The organism is Phaeobacter sp. PT47_59, from assembly GCF_028890025.1.
GTDB lineage: Bacteria > Pseudomonadota > Alphaproteobacteria > Rhodobacterales > Rhodobacteraceae > Phycobacter.
Genome location: NZ_JARCJL010000002.1, coordinates 19,053 through 33,253, shown reverse-complemented (window position 1 = coordinate 33,253; position 14,201 = coordinate 19,053). Strand labels below are relative to the sequence as shown.

Annotated in this window: 12 protein-coding genes; 4 read left to right on the top strand and 8 right to left on the bottom strand. The window is 62.4% G+C overall.

All coding sequences use genetic code 11. The annotated features are described in order from the left end of the window. Window positions 1-24: 24 nt before the first annotated feature. Complete coding sequence (locus PXK01_RS01890; protein ID WP_274848776.1) at window positions 25-753, bottom strand: ComF family protein; 729 nt, start codon at window positions 751-753, stop codon at window positions 25-27. Between the two features lie 14 nt (window positions 754-767). Here PXK01_RS01890 and PXK01_RS01885 point away from each other — a divergent pair, with 14 nt between their 5' ends. The 3 genes from PXK01_RS01885 (at window position 768) to PXK01_RS01875 (ending at window position 5,868) form a co-directional block, all read left to right on the top strand. After that, window positions 768-1,610: an SAM-dependent methyltransferase gene (locus PXK01_RS01885; RefSeq protein ID WP_274858649.1), complete on the top strand. Its 843-nt coding sequence runs from the start codon at window positions 768-770 to the stop codon at window positions 1,608-1,610. Window positions 1,611-1,733: 123 nt separating this feature from the next. Continuing rightward, window positions 1,734-2,795: a ferrochelatase gene (gene hemH / locus PXK01_RS01880; RefSeq protein ID WP_274858648.1), complete on the top strand. Its 1,062-nt coding sequence runs from the start codon at window positions 1,734-1,736 to the stop codon at window positions 2,793-2,795. Between the two features lie 70 nt (window positions 2,796-2,865). Beyond that, the gene (locus tag PXK01_RS01875; protein ID WP_274858647.1) at window positions 2,866-5,868 is read left to right on the top strand and encodes an aminotransferase class III-fold pyridoxal phosphate-dependent enzyme; all 3,003 of its coding nucleotides are present in this window, start codon (window positions 2,866-2,868) and stop codon (window positions 5,866-5,868) included. Window positions 5,869-5,945: 77 nt separating this feature from the next. On the opposite strand, the gene PXK01_RS01870 is transcribed toward PXK01_RS01875, so the two are convergent. Both PXK01_RS01870 and PXK01_RS01865 read right to left on the bottom strand, forming a co-directional pair. After that, the gene (locus tag PXK01_RS01870) at window positions 5,946-6,128 is read right to left on the bottom strand and encodes a hypothetical protein (RefSeq protein ID WP_274848780.1); all 183 of its coding nucleotides are present in this window, start codon (window positions 6,126-6,128) and stop codon (window positions 5,946-5,948) included. Window positions 6,129-6,266: 138 nt separating this feature from the next. Next, a complete protein-coding gene (locus tag PXK01_RS01865) occupies window positions 6,267-6,881 on the bottom strand; it encodes a L,D-transpeptidase (protein WP_274858646.1) in 615 nt (204 codons plus the stop codon). Window positions 6,882-7,049: 168 nt separating this feature from the next. Here PXK01_RS01865 and PXK01_RS01860 point away from each other — a divergent pair, with 168 nt between their 5' ends. Beyond that, window positions 7,050-7,547: a CAP domain-containing protein gene (locus PXK01_RS01860; RefSeq protein ID WP_274848782.1), complete on the top strand. Its 498-nt coding sequence runs from the start codon at window positions 7,050-7,052 to the stop codon at window positions 7,545-7,547. Window positions 7,548-7,594: 47 nt separating this feature from the next. Here PXK01_RS01860 and PXK01_RS01855 read toward each other — a convergent pair whose 3' ends face one another. The 5 genes from PXK01_RS01855 to PXK01_RS01835 form a co-directional block, all read right to left on the bottom strand. Beyond that, window positions 7,595-8,113 (bottom strand): L,D-transpeptidase family protein, encoded by a 519-nt coding sequence (locus PXK01_RS01855; RefSeq protein WP_274848783.1) that lies wholly within the window; start codon window positions 8,111-8,113, stop codon window positions 7,595-7,597. 62 nt (window positions 8,114-8,175) lie between these two features. Further along, window positions 8,176-8,961: an ion transporter gene (locus PXK01_RS01850; protein WP_274848784.1), complete on the bottom strand. Its 786-nt coding sequence runs from the start codon at window positions 8,959-8,961 to the stop codon at window positions 8,176-8,178. A 30-nt stretch (window positions 8,962-8,991) separates the two neighbouring features. Continuing rightward, window positions 8,992-10,239, bottom strand: a complete 1,248-nt coding sequence (locus tag PXK01_RS01845) for a class I SAM-dependent RNA methyltransferase (protein ID WP_274858645.1) — start codon at window positions 10,237-10,239, stop codon at window positions 8,992-8,994. A gap of 69 nt (window positions 10,240-10,308) precedes the next feature. Continuing rightward, entirely contained in the window at window positions 10,309-12,165 is a 1,857-nt protein-coding gene (locus PXK01_RS01840; RefSeq protein ID WP_274858644.1) for an ABC transporter ATP-binding protein, read from the bottom strand. Next, complete coding sequence (locus tag PXK01_RS01835) at window positions 12,159-14,003, bottom strand: ABC transporter ATP-binding protein (RefSeq protein WP_274858643.1); 1,845 nt, start codon at window positions 14,001-14,003, stop codon at window positions 12,159-12,161. Before PXK01_RS01835 ends, PXK01_RS01840 begins: the two co-directional genes overlap by 7 nt. Window positions 14,004-14,201 lie beyond the last annotated feature (198 nt).

The following is a 14,201-nucleotide window of genomic DNA, read 5'->3' as shown; positions in this document are numbered from 1 at the left end:
TTGCCACCCGGCAAACCGCTGCAATCACGCACGCGTGACGCGGGCCAGAACCACGACGCGCACCTCGGAAGCCCCGGCGCGCAGACAGGCATCCGTGCAGGCCGACAGGGTCGCCCCGGATGTCATCACATCATCCACCAGAAGAACGCAGCGCCCCCTGACCTGTGCATTGTGGCGCGCGGGCAGCTGGATCGCCTCGGCCAGCAGTTCAAAGCGTTCGGTGCGAGACCTGCCGTCCAAGGAGGGAGTCTTGCGCCCCCGGCGCAGAAGATCCGGCCAGTACTCCAGGCCTGTCCGGTTTGCCAGCGCCTCTGCCAGAAGGGCGGATTGATTGTAACGGCGTTTCAACAGACGGCGCCAATGCAACGGCACCGGGCAGACCAGCGGGTTGTCCCGCAACAGCGGCAAGGCCGCCCGCGCCATCCAACCCGCAGCATGCGCGGCGATATCCATCCGATCCCCGTGTTTCAGCGCCAGCACCAGCTCGCGGGCCTTGCCGCCGTAGATCAGCGCAGATCGTCCCTGGCTCCAGGGGCGCGGATGGACCATGCAGTCGTCGCATTCGACCCGAAACCCATCGCATTCCCCTGGCAGCGGCACCCCGCAGCCCTCGCAGACGGTGCCAGAGGTGAACTCCGTATCGCTCCAGCAGGATCCACACAGGCCCGGTTCCTGATCGACCAGCGTTCCGCAGCCCAGACACTGCGGCGGATAGACCAGTGAAACAGCGGTTTGAAACCGCGCATGCAACATATAAGTATCCCCCCATGACGCACACTCCCACCGCACAGCCGAAGCTGTTTGACAGGAAGGCATTGGCAGCAAATCGAGCCCGGCGGCAGCTAGGGGCCCTGTTCCTGCACGAAATGGCCAGGAACGAGATCGAGGATCGGCTCGACATGGTTAACAGAGTCTTTACAGCTCCCGCCATAGTGACTCCTTTTGCGGAGCTTTGGGAGGGCGATCGGCCCGGCCCCCTGTCCGGCGCGAAGCTGGTCCCCGACGACGATGTGCTGGATCTTGAACCCGGCGCGCATGATGTTGTCATCCATTCCATGGGCTTACACTGGGCCAACGATCCGGTGGGTCAGTTGATCCAATGCCGCCGCGCCCTGAAGGAAGACGGGCTTTTGCTGACCGTTCTTTTGGGCGGGCAGACCCTGCAAGAGCTGCGCGTGGCCCTCGCCGGAGCCGAATCAGAGGTTCTGGGCGGCCTGTCACCGCGAATCGCCCCGATGGGCGAGGTGCGCGATCTGGGCGCCCTGTTGCAACGCGCAGGCTTTGCCCTGCCGGTGGCCGATGTGGTGCCGCTGACGGCAGAGTACCGGGACCTCAGGCACCTGATGCACGAGCTGCGCGCCATGGGAGAGGGCAACGCGCTGGAAGCCCGCCTGCGCCGCCCCGTCCCGCGCCGCCTGTTCAGCCGCGCCGAAGAGATCTACCGCGACCACTTTGAAACTGACGAAGGCCGCCTGCCCGCCAGTTTCGAGCTGATCTGCCTCACCGGCTGGTCGCCCTCTGACAGCCAGCAGAAACCGCTGCGCCCCGGATCGGCCCAGATGCGGCTTGCCGATGCCTTGCGGGTGCCGGAAACGAAACTGCCCGACTAGCCCGGACCGGGCGCCTGATAGAAAAACACTCTGGCTACGCAAATGTGATCCGATTGTTCTTTGCCTGCGTATGCCCTTATTGTTCCACCGCACCAAAAGATGCCAACCGCACAGGACACCGAAATGCTGGATTCGACCTCGACCGCCAAATGCCCCGTCCACGCCCCTGCCGACCACCCCAAGGTGATGCCGCAGAAGGTGGGGATCCTGCTGGCGAACCTCGGCACGCCGGACGACTACAGCTATTGGCCCATGCGCCGCTACCTGAGCGAATTCCTGTCGGACAAGCGGGTGATCGACTACCCCGCCTGGAAGTGGCAGCCGCTGCTGCAGCTCATCATCCTGACAAAACGCCCGTTCAGCTCGGGCGAGGCGTATAAATCCATCTGGAACCATGACAAGGGCGAAAGCCCGCTGATGACCATCACCAAAGAGCAGACCGCCAAGATGGCAAAGGTGATGGCCGACCGTTACGGCGATCAGGTCATGGTCGATTTCTGCATGCGCTATGGCAACCCCTCGACCAAATCCAAGGTGCAGGAGATGGTGAAGGCCGGCTGCCAGAAGATCCTGTTTGTGCCGCTTTATCCGCAATATGCAGGCGCCACCTCGGGCACCGCGAATGACCAGTTCTTCCGTGCCCTGATGGAAGAGACCTGGCAACCCGCCGCCCGCACCATCCCCGCCTATTTCGACGAGCCCGCCTATATCGACGCGCTGGCGCGTTCCGTCGAAGAGGCCTACGCCAAGGCGTCGAGCCGCCCCGATATCCTTGTGGTCTCCTACCACGGGATGCCGAAACGCTACCTGATGCAGGGCGATCCCTACCACTGCCAGTGCCAGAAAACGACGCGCCTCCTGAAGGAGCGCCTGGGCTGGGCGGACACCGAGATCACGACGACCTTCCAGTCGGTCTTTGGCCCCGAGGAGTGGCTGAAACCCTATACCGTCGACCACGTCGCGACGCTCGCCAAGGAAGGCAAGAAAAACATCGCCGTAATCGCCCCAGCCTTTTCTGCCGACTGCATAGAAACGCTGGAAGAGATCAACGAGGAGATCAAGGAAAGCTTTGAAGAGGCTGGCGGCGAAGACTTCCTCTATATCCCCTGCCTGAACGATGATGATGACCATATCGCGGCGCTTGCCGGTGTGATCGAACAGAACTTGAAAGGCTGGCTGGACTAACCTCCCCTCCCCGGTCCAAATAGGATCCAAAATCAGGGTTGCCGCCAAAGCGGCGGATCGGGGAGAGTTCATGACCAAAGGACATTGGGCAGCCGCCTTGGCGGCGCATTGGGGGATCGAGGCGGAGCTGACGCGCCTTGATGGGGAATACGATCTGAACTTCCTGGCCCGCACAGCGGATGGGACCGGCTATATCGTCAAGGCGATGCGTCCGGGCTGCGCGGAACAGCTCGTCGATCTGCAGGTGCAGGCGCTTGATCATATCGCAAGCGTTGCACCGGATCTGCCCTGCCCCCGTGTGATCCGCAGCTGCAATGGCGCCGCGATGCTGCCCATTGCCGACGAAAATGGCGCCGAACGCCTGGTCTGGGTGATAAACGAACTGCCCGGCCGCTGCTATGCCAAGGCCGCGCCCAAAAGCGCTGCCCTGATCCACGAGGTGGGAGAGGTTCTGGGCCGCACGGACAAGGCCCTGGCGGATTTCCAGCACAGTGGCCTCGACCGCGATTTCAAATGGAACCTGATCCAGGCAGGCTGGATTGCCGACGATCTGGGCTGCATCACCGACCCAGGCCGCCGCGCCCTGCTGGATGAGATCAACGCCAGCTTTTCCGATCTGCACCCAGACCTATCCGCGCTTCCGATGCAGGCGATCCACAATGATGCCAATGACTACAACATCATCGTCGCGGGAGAGCTGAGCGAACCGCGCCGGGTCTCGGGCCTGATTGATCTTGGCGACATGTGCCGTGCGCCGCGCATCTGCGATCTGGCGATCGCGGCGGCCTATATCGTGCTGGATCACCCCGAACCCGAGGCCGCTTTGGCTGCGCTGGTTTCCGGCTATCACGCCGCCTATCCACTGACCCCGGCAGAGGTCGATATGATCTGGCCGCTCTTGCGGATGCGGCTGGCGGTTTCGGTGGTGAACTCCACCCTTATGGCGGCCGAGAACCCTGACGATCCTTATGTAACCATCTCGCAGGCGCCTGCCTGGCGGTTCCTCGAAGGCCATGACCTGAACGCCAAGCTGGTCAACGCCCGCCTGCGCGCCGCCTGTGGTCTTCCGGTGGTCGACGGCGCCGACCGGGTTCTTGAATGGCTTGATGCCGAACGTGGCAATTTCGCCCCTCTGATGGGCACGGATCTGGCGGATGCCCCCATGGGGTCGCTCTCTGTCGAGAATTCCACCTGGCCGCAAAACCCATTCGACATGCCGCTGGAGGAAGCCGCCCGCGTGGGCGAGGAATACGGCAGCGGCATCTGGTTGGGCTATTACAACGAACCGCGGCTGATCTACACTGCACCTGCCTTCCGCAAGGGGCGCTGGAAGGCCAGCAACCGGCGCACGGTGCATCTGGGGGTCGATGGCTTTGCGCCTGCGGGGGAACCGCTTTATGCGCCATTGGCGGGTGAGGTCTTCATCGTCGAGAACCGCGCGCATCATCTGGATTACGGCGGCACCATCATCCTGCGCCATGAAACCCCGGCGGGGGATGCCTTCTATACCCTTTACGGCCACCTGGATCCGGAGTGCTGCGACCGGCTGAAACCCGGTGACCACGTGGCCAAGGGTGAAGCCTTCTGCCGCCTTGGCGATGCCACCCAGAACGGCGGCTGGGCGCCGCATGTGCATTTCCAGCTGGCGATGACCACCGATGGGATCGAGGCGGACTGGCCCGGTGTGGGGGATCCAGATGAAATGTACCTCTGGCACGCGATCTGCCCTAATCCGGCAGCGCTGATGAACCTGCCCGACGGCAAGACCTGCTATCAGCCAACAGATAAAGCGGAAGTCCTGAAAGGGCGCCGCGCGCATTTTGGCGGCAACCTCAGCCTCACCTATTCCGATCCGGTGATGCTGCTGCGCGGCTGGAAGCATCATCTATTCGACGAATGGGGCAGGCCGTACCTTGATGCCTATAACAACGTGCCCCACGTCGGCCACGCCCATCCGCGCATTCAGGCGGTGGCGGCGGATCAGCTGAAGCGGATGAACTCCAACACCCGCTACCTGCACCCCGCGCAGGTCGCCTTTGCCGAAAAGATCCTGTCGAAACTGCCCGCGCCCTTCGAGGTCTGCTTCTTCGTCAACTCCGGCACCGAGGCGAACGAGCTGGCCCTGCGGCTGGCGCGCGCCCATAGCGGCGCCAAGGGGATGGTGACGCCGGATCATGGCTATCACGGCAATACCACCGGCGCGGTTGATATCTCGGCCTATAAGTTTAACGCGCCCGGAGGTGTCGGCCCGTCTGACTGGGTGGAGCTGGTCGAGGTCGCCGACGACTATCGCGGCAGCTTCAAACGCGACGACCCGGATCGCGCGCAGAAGTTCGCGGATCTGGTGGACCCGGCGATCAAGCGCCTGCAGGACAAGGGCCACGGGCTGGCCGGGTTCATCGCCGAAACCTTCCCCTCGGTCGGCGGTCAGATCATCCCGCCCAAAGGATACCTGCCAGCGGTCTATGAAAAGATCCGCGCCGCCGGTGGCGTCTGCATTGCCGATGAGGTGCAGACCGGTCTGGGGCGCCTTGGCGATTATTACTTCGGCTTTGAACACCAGGGGGCGTTGCCCGATATCGTGGTCATGGGCAAACCCATTGGCAACGGGCACCCCCTGGGCGTGCTGGTCACCAGTCGCGCCATTGCGGACAGCTTTGCCAAGGGGCCTGAGTTCTTCTCCACCTTCGGCGGCTCCACCCTGTCCTGCCGCATCGGAAAGGAGGTGCTGGATATCGTCGATGACGAAGCACTGCAGCAGAACGCCAAGCTGATGGGCGAGCGCCTGCTGGCCGGTCTGAAAGCACTGGAAGAAAAGCACCCCTGCGTCGGGGATGTGCGCGGCATGGGGCTGTTCCTGGGGGTGGAGCTGATCAAGGCCGATGGCAGTGAAGCCAGCGCGATCTGTTCCTATGTCAAGAATCGGATGCGCGATCATCGGATCCTGATCGGCAGCGAAGGGCCAAAGGACAACATCCTGAAGATCCGCCCGCCTCTGACCATCGACGCCGAGGACGTGGAGATGATTCTTCACAGCCTGGACCTGATTCTGGACGAGGTTGCGCTGTCCTAAAGGGATCTGCGCCGGGTAGGGGACAAATAAAAAAGGCGGTGGAAACCCACCGCCTTTTTAAATCTTGTAAGAAGCAATTAGTTGCTTGCGACAGCTGCGCCAACCAGAAGCAGCAGCAGCAGCGGCAGCAGGACGCCGGAAGACGAGCTTTCGGCCTGCTCAACGATCACCGGTGCTTCGATGACGGGCTCTGCCAGGTTGCCGGCAGAAGCAGTGGAAGCAGCAGCGGTCAGAGCAGCAGCGATAACGAGTTTTTTCATGTTAACCTCCAGAATTCGCGCCAAGCATACCTATGCCCAACGCACCCAAGACATATCTCGTATTTTTTTCTAAACAGCTAACCTCTGGGAATGCAAATGCTTGTTTCCACAGGACGCCGCGCAGGTGCAGAAATGTCGTCAAATAAGCAACACTTGGGTGCCAACCCTGGTCATTTCGAACAGTTGAGCGATGTGCTCGTTGTAAAGACCGATGCAGCCATTGGACGACTTTCGGCCAATCTTGCGCGTATCGTGGGTGCCGTGAATGCGGTAAAACTTCCAGCTCAGGTACAAGGCATGTGAGCCCAGCGGGTTGTCCGGGCCGGGCGGGATGTACTTGGGCCATTCGGGATTTCGCTTGAGCATGTTCGGCGTTGGCGCCCAGCTGGGGCCATCGACCTTGCGAATGACCTGGGTACGGCCGCGGCGGGTCAGATCGTCGGACAGGGGTACGGAGGAGGGAAACAGCCGATAGACCGATTCATCTTCGGACCAATAGTGCAAAGCGCGGCTGTCGATATCGACGAGAATCGCCCCCTTGCGCAGATTGTCGAAATAGGGCCGCCAGTCCTTGGCCCGGAAGGAAGAGATATTGCGCTTGACCGGAGGTTCGGGCTCTGGCGGCGGGCGCAGGGGATCATAGGCAACCTCCTGATCTTCCGCCTTCTCCTCTGCCAGGGCCGGAGACGACAGCAGCGCGGCCGAACCGGCCAGAAATGCGCGCCGGGATGGGTTTTCAAACAGACGACTCATGGAATTCTATCCTGCACAGAACATCAAAACTTGCGCCATAATATGGCTGGAAAGCCTCAGTCGCAAATCAAACCAGCGGATCGGGGCACCGAATGCCCCGCTCAGGTTTGCACCCATGCCACAGGAGCGCTAAGTGACATGGCACTGTGACTTTGAGCGAGAAGCATGATGACGCGCGTATTTCTGATCCTGGCCGCTGCCCTAGTGACACTTGCCGCCGCCTGTACTCCGGTCCCGCAAAGCGGAGAAGGCGGAAGTGGTCAGATCTACCGCATCCGCAACGCCGACAAGGTGCAGGTTCGCATGCTCGATTCGATCAATGCCCTGCGGCAGGCCGCCTCTGCCGCGCCGGTCCAGTTGAACGCCCAGTTGAACGCCGCCGCCGCGACACATTCCCGCGACATGTCCGTGCAGAATCGCCCCTGGCATTTCGGGTCGGATGGATCCTCGCCGCTGGATCGGGTGGCGCGCACGGGGTATCCGGGCACGCTTCTGGGAGAGGCGATTTCAGAAACCTATGAGAACGAGCTGCAGACCCTGACCGCCTGGATGGAAGACCGTGGCACACGGGCGGTGATTCTGGATCCCAAAGCCACCAACATGGGCTTTTCCTGGTTCCAGGAGTCCAATGGCAAGCTGTGGTGGACGCTGGTGATGGGCAACTGACAGGCCTTCACCCAGACCCCCTACCCCAAGGTCACGCCGGATAGGCGTCAGGGCCGCAAGGAAATCAGCGTGCCTGTCTGCACCATGGCATAGACCTCTTCGATCTCGTGATTCTTCACCGCGATGCATCCCGCGGTCCAGTCCCTTACCCGTTCGGCCCGCTTGCGGTCCTTGCGGTCGTTCGGCTCTCCGTGAATGAAGATCTCGCCGCCCGGCTTTTTCCCCAGTGACTGGGCATGGGCCATATCGGCCCTGTTCGGATAAGATATGCCCACCGACAGATGGAAACTGCTGTTGGGATTGCGGCGGTCGATCAGGTAGGTGCCTTCGGGCGTTTTACCGTCCCCCTCGATCTGCTTTGGGCCTTCCGGGGCAAAACCCAGATCCACCTCATATTCACGCAGCACCTCTTCATTGTTCAGAAGGTACATCCTGCGCGCGCCCTTGTTGACCACGATCGAGGTCACTTCCGGCCCGTTGTAGGTTTTGAACTTGCTGTCGGTCTGACTGCATCCCGCCAAAGCGAAGGTAGATGCCGCCCCAAGGCCAAATTGACGCCTGTCCATGTCCGATTCCGCTCTTATGCCTGCCTGCGTCGAAAATAACCCGATTCACGGCCTTGGCAAAATCACTTATTTGCATGCCGGTCTGCGGAGGTTTCCGTCAGCCGCCGTTCGATCGCCTCCAACCGGGACAGCACCTCGTCCCGATAGGCATCGGTGCGCACGTTGTCTTCTTCCGCATGGGCATCCTGCATCGAGTTGACAATGAGACCGACCAGAAGGTTCACCACCGCAAAGGTGGTGACCATGATGAAGGGCACGAAGAAGGCCCAGGCGTAGGGGTAGACCTCCATCACCGGGCGCACGATCCCCATCGACCAGCTTTCCAGCGTCATGATCTGGAACAGGGAATAGGCGCTTTGGCCAAGGTTGCCGAACCATTCCGGGAAGCTGTCTCCGAACAGCTTCGTCGCCATCACCGCGCCGATGTAGAAGATAATCGCCATCAGAAGGAAGACCGACCCCATCCCCGGCAGGGCGGTGATGAAGCCTTCGACCACCCGGCGCAGGCGCGGCGCCACCGAAATCACCCGCAAGACCCGCAGGATCCTGAGCGCCCGCAAGACAGAGACCCCCTGCGCCGACGGGATCAGCGCAATGCCGACGATCACGAAATCAAAGATGTTCCAACCGCTGAGGAAAAACCGATGCCGCGCCACGATCAGCTTGGCCAGGATCTCGGCCACAAAGATCGACAGGCAGATCTTGTCGATCAGCAGAATCAGCGCACCCACCCGCTCCATGATCGCCGGAGAGGTCTCCATGCCCAGCGTCACGGCATTGATCAGGATGACCGCCGTGATGAACCGGCTGAAACGAGCGCTGTCGAGGATCTTGCGAAGGGTATCCATTGCGGTGGTCACTCCACGTGCATTTGCTATTCAGGAATTGAGGGTGAAGCTGGCGGCCAGCTCCGTATGGGCGGACCAGCGGAACTGATCCACAACCTGCACCCAGTTCAGCCGATATCCGGCCTCCACCAGCGTCTTGGCATCACGGGCAAAGGTCACCGGGTTGCATGAGACATAGGCGATGACGCGCGTGCGGGCCTTGGCCAGCTGGGCAATCTGTGCCTCTCCGCCCGCGCGGGGCGGGTCGATCACCGCGGCCTCGAAATGGGCGCCAAAGGGGTTGAGGTCTTCCGGCAATAGCGGGTTTCGGAACAGATCCCGCACCTCGCTGGTGACCTTCTTGAGCCCCCGCGCCTGGCGCCAGCCTGCATCGAGCGCGGCGATCATCGCCCGCTCGCCCTCGACCGCATGCACCTCGGCGTCCCTGGCCAGCGGCAGCGCAAAGGTGCCGCAGCCCGCGAAGAGATCGACAATCCGTTTGGCACCTTTGGTGATTTCCTGCACCGCCGCCAGCAGGGCCGCCTCGCCATCTTTGGTCGCCTGCAGGAAGGCACCGGGAGGCGGGCAGACACGGGCCGCGCCAAAGACCTGCACTGGCGGCTGCTCCATCGCGACCTGCTCGTCCTCCCAGGTGAGGCGTGCAACTCCGTTCTGCCCGGCAATCCGCGCCAGCTCCACCCGCAGGGGACCGTCCAGCGGCTTGCCATCGCGCACCATGACATCAAGCCCCACCTCGGAGGTGGTGATCGTCACAGACAGCAGCGTCTTGCGGCTGGCCCCCGCCATGGCGAGCGCCTCGGCCAGGGGGATCGCGCGGATCAGCGCAGGATCCAGCAGGTGACAGTCGGGGATCGGGGTGATCACGTCGGATGCGCGGCCATGAAAGCCCGCCATCGCGCCCTTCTTGGTGCGGCGCACGGTCAGGGTGGCGCGGCGGCGGCTCTGGGCAGGCGAGGTATGGATGGGGCGGAAGTCGGCCTCCAGCCCCTGCGCCTTCAGCGCGTTTCGAACCACCTCGACCTTCCAACCCGCGACGAAGCCATCGCTTGCGTGCTGCAACTGGCAGCCACCGCAGGATTTGTAGTGGCGGCAGGGCGCCTGCACGCGCGCCTCGGACGGGGTTTCGATACGGATGTCGGTCAGCTGGCTGCCGCTGGCAACACCGCTGATGACCTCGCCCGGCAGGGTGCGGGGGGCAAAAAGCGGGCCTTCGGCGACCCCGTCCCCCTGCGCGCCAAGGCGCAGGATCGTAGCTGTGGTTCTGGCTGCGTCTGTCATGGGGCCTAGATAGACTGCGCCTGCCCTTTGCAAAAGGGACAAACCACGCGAAACTTTCGCAGGGCCGCACTATTCCGCAGCCTGCGTGGCCTCATCGTCATCGGTGCCGATAAAGCCACCGGACTGGCGCGCCCAGAACTGCGCGTAACGCCCGCCCAGCGCCAGAAGCTCCTCATGGCTGCCGGTCTCGACCATCTCGCCCTGCTCCATGACGATGATCCGGTCCATCTCGCTGAGGGTGGACAGCCGGTGCGCGATGGCCAGCACCGTCTTGCCGTCCATCACCCGTTCCAGCGCGGTCTGGATCGCAGCCTCAACCTCGGAATCCAGCGCCGATGTCGCCTCGTCCAGCACCAGGATCGGCGCGTCTTTCAGAATGGCGCGGGCCAGGGCGATCCGCTGGCGCTGCCCGCCCGAGAGCTTCACGCCCCGCTCGCCCAGATGCGCGTCATAGCCCGAGCGCCCCTGCCCATCAGCCAGATCCTGGATGAACTCATGCGCCTCGGCCTTTTTCGCGGCGGCGATCAGCTCTGCCTCGCTGGCATCCGGGCGTCCATAGAGGATGTTTTCGCGGGCCGAGCGGTTGAACATCGCCGTTTCCTGCGTGACCATGCCGATCTGACGGCGCAAGGAGTCCTGCGTGACATGGGCCACGTCCTGCCCGTCGATCAGCACGCGGCCGCCTTCGGGGTCGTAAAGGCGCAGAAGCAGCGACACCAGCGTGGATTTCCCCGCTCCCGATGCGCCGACGATGCCCAGTTTCTCACCGGGGTGGATGGTCAGGTCGATCCCGCGCACGCCGCCAATGTCACGGCCATAGGAGAAGCTGACATCATCGAATTGCACCTGCCCTTCGCCAACGGTGAGATCGCGGGCCCCCTCCGTATCGGTGATCCGGTCGAACCGCGCCAGCGTCTTGATGCCGTTTTCGACCTCGCCCACGTTGGCGTAGATCCCCATCAGGGCAAAGCTGAGCCAGCCGGTCATCTGCGCCAGGCGAATGGCGATGGTGCCCGCGGCGACGATATCACCCTCGGTGGCCTGCCCCGCCTGCCACAGCATCAACGAGGCGCCGATCATCATCACCGGCAGCACCCCGGCGCAGCCCATCAGGAAGAACCGGAAGCTGGCCGACAGGGTGCCCAGATGCAGCCGCGCCTCGCGGTAGTTCGCCATGGCGCCCTTGGCGCTTTCCTCCTCGTTGTCGGCATGGGCAAACAGTTTCACCGTCTTGATATTGGTGATGGTGTCGACCACCTGCCCCGAGACCATCGCCCGCGCGCCCGCCATCTTGCCCGAGCGTTTGCGGACACGCGGCAGAAAGTAGCGGATCAGCGCGAAATACCCGATGAGCCAGAGTGCAAACAGCAGGGTGATCCGCCAGTCGATCGACCCCAGCAGGACAAAGGTAGAGGCAAGGGCCGCCAGGCCGAAGATCACCACGTTGATGCCTTCGACCGCGACATTGGTCATGGCATTGGCGGTCTGCATCTGCTTCTGGGCAATGCGGCCTGCAAAATCATCGTCGAAATAGCTGACCGATTGCCCCAGCACCCAGGTGTTGAGCCGCGACAGGATCAAGGGAGAGATGAAGGGCTGCACCAGCACCGCATTGGCAAAGGCGCCCAGCCCAAGGATCGCCGGGCGAAACAGCAGAAAAAAGGCGACAAAGGCGATGACCACCGGCATGTGCTGGGTGAAGAACGCCGCCGGTCCCGCCTCTACCGCTGTATCGATGATATAGCCCAGCAGGAAGGCGTTGAGCGTATCCATGCCCCCCGCCAGCACCGACAGGATCACAAAGACCCCCAGCACCGGCCAGGCCCCCGCCAGCGCCCAGCGCGTGAACCCCATCAGCGTGGAGGGCGGCGGGCCAGAGGCCGGGCGGAAGGGATCAAGCCACCGGTCGAGAAAGGATTTCAGCATTGCTCTGTCGCCTCTGCATTGAGGAACCCGCCCGATTGGCGCGCCCAGAACTGAGCATATAGGCCGCCCTTTTGCAAAAGCGCGTCATGGCTGCCTTCTTCGACGATGTGACCCTGATCCAGCACCAGAATGCGGTCCATCTGGGCGATGGTGGACAGCCGGTGGGCAATGGCGATCACGGTCTTCCCTTCCATCATCCCATAAAGGGTTTCCTGAATGGCGGCCTCCACTTCGGAATCCAGCGCCGATGTCGCCTCGTCCAGCAGAAGGATCGGTGCGTCCTTCAGGATCACCCGCGCCAGGGTGATCCGCTGCCGCTGGCCACCCGAGAGTTTCACGCCACGTTCCCCCACATGGGCATCATAGCCCCTGCGGCCCTGCGGATCCTCAAGATCGAGGATGAACTCATGCGCCTGAGCCTGACGGGCGGCGGCTATCATCTCGTCCTCGCTGGCATCCGGGCGCCCATACAGGAGGTTGTCCCGCACCGAACGATGCAAGAGCGCGCTGTCCTGCTGCACCATGCCGATATGGCTGCGCAGACTATCCTGCGTCACTGTGGCAATGTCCTGACCGTCGATCAGGATCTGCCCCTTGTCAGGGTCATAAAACCGCAGCAAGAGCTTCACCAAGGTCGATTTGCCCGCGCCGGACCGTCCGATCAGGCCAATCTTTTCGCCGGGGTGGATGGTCAGATTGATGGCCTCCAGCCCGCCCGCCTCGCGCCCGTAGTGATGCGACAGATCATTCAGCTCGATCTCGCCCTTGGTCAGTTGCAAGGGCGCTGCATCCGGGCGGTCCACCAGGGCAATCGGCTGGGCAATGGTGCGCATGCCCTCGGCCACCACGCCAAGCTGGCGGAAGAAGGAGGTCAGCGCCCACATGATCCAGCCGGTCATCGCATTGAGCCGCAAGGTCAGCGCCGTGGCCGCCGCCACTGCCCCGACCGAAGCCGAACCCTGCATCCACAGCAGGAAGGCCCAGCCGACAACGCCCACGATCAACAACCCGTTCAGCGTGACCAGAACGCCGTCCATCACGGTGAAGATGCGCATCTCCACCTGGAAGGTGCGGCGTGTTTCCTCGATGGCCTCTTTGGCATAAGACAGTTCGCGGTCGTCATGAGCGAACATCTTGACCGAGTGGATGTTGGAATAGCTGTCCACCACCCGCCCCGTGACGGTGGAGCGCGCGTCCGAGGCGGCCTCGCTCGCCGGGCCGACGCGCAGGATCGTCCAGCGCACCAACAGGCCATACAGGACGAACCAGATCGCCAGCGGCAGCATCAGGCGCACATCCGCCGCCATCAGCATGACCCCCGCCCCCACCAGATAGGCCAGCGAAAAGGTGATGGCGTCAAACACCTGGAACACCACTTCGCCCGCCGCCGGAGGCGTCTGCATGATCCGGTTGGCGATACGGCCGGCAAAGTCATTCTCGAACCAGCTGACAGACTGGCGCAGCACATGGCGATGCGCCCGCCAGCGGATCAGCGTGCCGAAATTGGGCAGGATGCTGTTGTTCAGCAGCAGCACGTCCAACAGCTGCAGGACGGGTCTCAACAACAGGATGAAAAGGGCAACGGTGATCAGCTCGGTGCCATGATCCTGGCAGACCTGCGCCGGTGATCCCCCCAGAAGATCGACAATCCGGCCCATGTAGTAGATCAGCCCGATCTCGATCGAGGCGACCACAACCGACATCAGGCCAGTCAGCACAAACACGGTTTTGAAGGGCCGCGCATAGTCACGCAGGAACGGCCACAGACGGGTCGGAGGTGCATCCCGTTCAGGATAGTCGCAATAGGGATCAATGAGGTTTTCGAAGAAACGAAACATGGCGGGTGCTCCAATCGCTTGAGCAAATTCAGAATGCAATACATGCGTCAGATGGGTGCCGTACGACCCCTGACAAACGGGCGGTATCGGCGTTAGCTGTACCAGATCCCGTAATACATGAGCATTCCTTCCGGTGCCTTTCGTTCGGGCATAGGGATAGCGGCGCAGATCGGCTTTGTCACCCCTGCAATGTCTCAA

Excerpts from the sequence above, each read along its gene's own strand:
- PXK01_RS01890 (WP_274848776.1), bottom strand. The coding sequence starts at position 753 with ATGTTGCATGCGCGGTTTCAAACCGCTGTTTCACTGGTCTATCCGCCG.
- PXK01_RS01885 (WP_274858649.1), top strand. The coding sequence starts at position 768 with ATGACGCACACTCCCACCGCACAGCCGAAGCTGTTTGACAGGAAGGCA.
- hemH (WP_274858648.1), top strand. The coding sequence starts at position 1,734 with ATGCTGGATTCGACCTCGACCGCCAAATGCCCCGTCCACGCCCCTGCC.
- PXK01_RS01875 (WP_274858647.1), top strand. The coding sequence starts at position 2,866 with ATGACCAAAGGACATTGGGCAGCCGCCTTGGCGGCGCATTGGGGGATC.
- PXK01_RS01870 (WP_274848780.1), bottom strand. The coding sequence starts at position 6,128 with ATGAAAAAACTCGTTATCGCTGCTGCTCTGACCGCTGCTGCTTCCACT.
- PXK01_RS01865 (WP_274858646.1), bottom strand. The coding sequence starts at position 6,881 with ATGAGTCGTCTGTTTGAAAACCCATCCCGGCGCGCATTTCTGGCCGGT.
- PXK01_RS01860 (WP_274848782.1), top strand. The coding sequence starts at position 7,050 with ATGACGCGCGTATTTCTGATCCTGGCCGCTGCCCTAGTGACACTTGCC.
- PXK01_RS01855 (WP_274848783.1), bottom strand. The coding sequence starts at position 8,113 with ATGGACAGGCGTCAATTTGGCCTTGGGGCGGCATCTACCTTCGCTTTG.
- PXK01_RS01850 (WP_274848784.1), bottom strand. The coding sequence starts at position 8,961 with ATGGATACCCTTCGCAAGATCCTCGACAGCGCTCGTTTCAGCCGGTTC.
- PXK01_RS01845 (WP_274858645.1), bottom strand. The coding sequence starts at position 10,239 with ATGACAGACGCAGCCAGAACCACAGCTACGATCCTGCGCCTTGGCGCG.
- PXK01_RS01840 (WP_274858644.1), bottom strand. The coding sequence starts at position 12,165 with ATGCTGAAATCCTTTCTCGACCGGTGGCTTGATCCCTTCCGCCCGGCC.
- PXK01_RS01835 (WP_274858643.1), bottom strand. The coding sequence starts at position 14,003 with ATGTTTCGTTTCTTCGAAAACCTCATTGATCCCTATTGCGACTATCCT.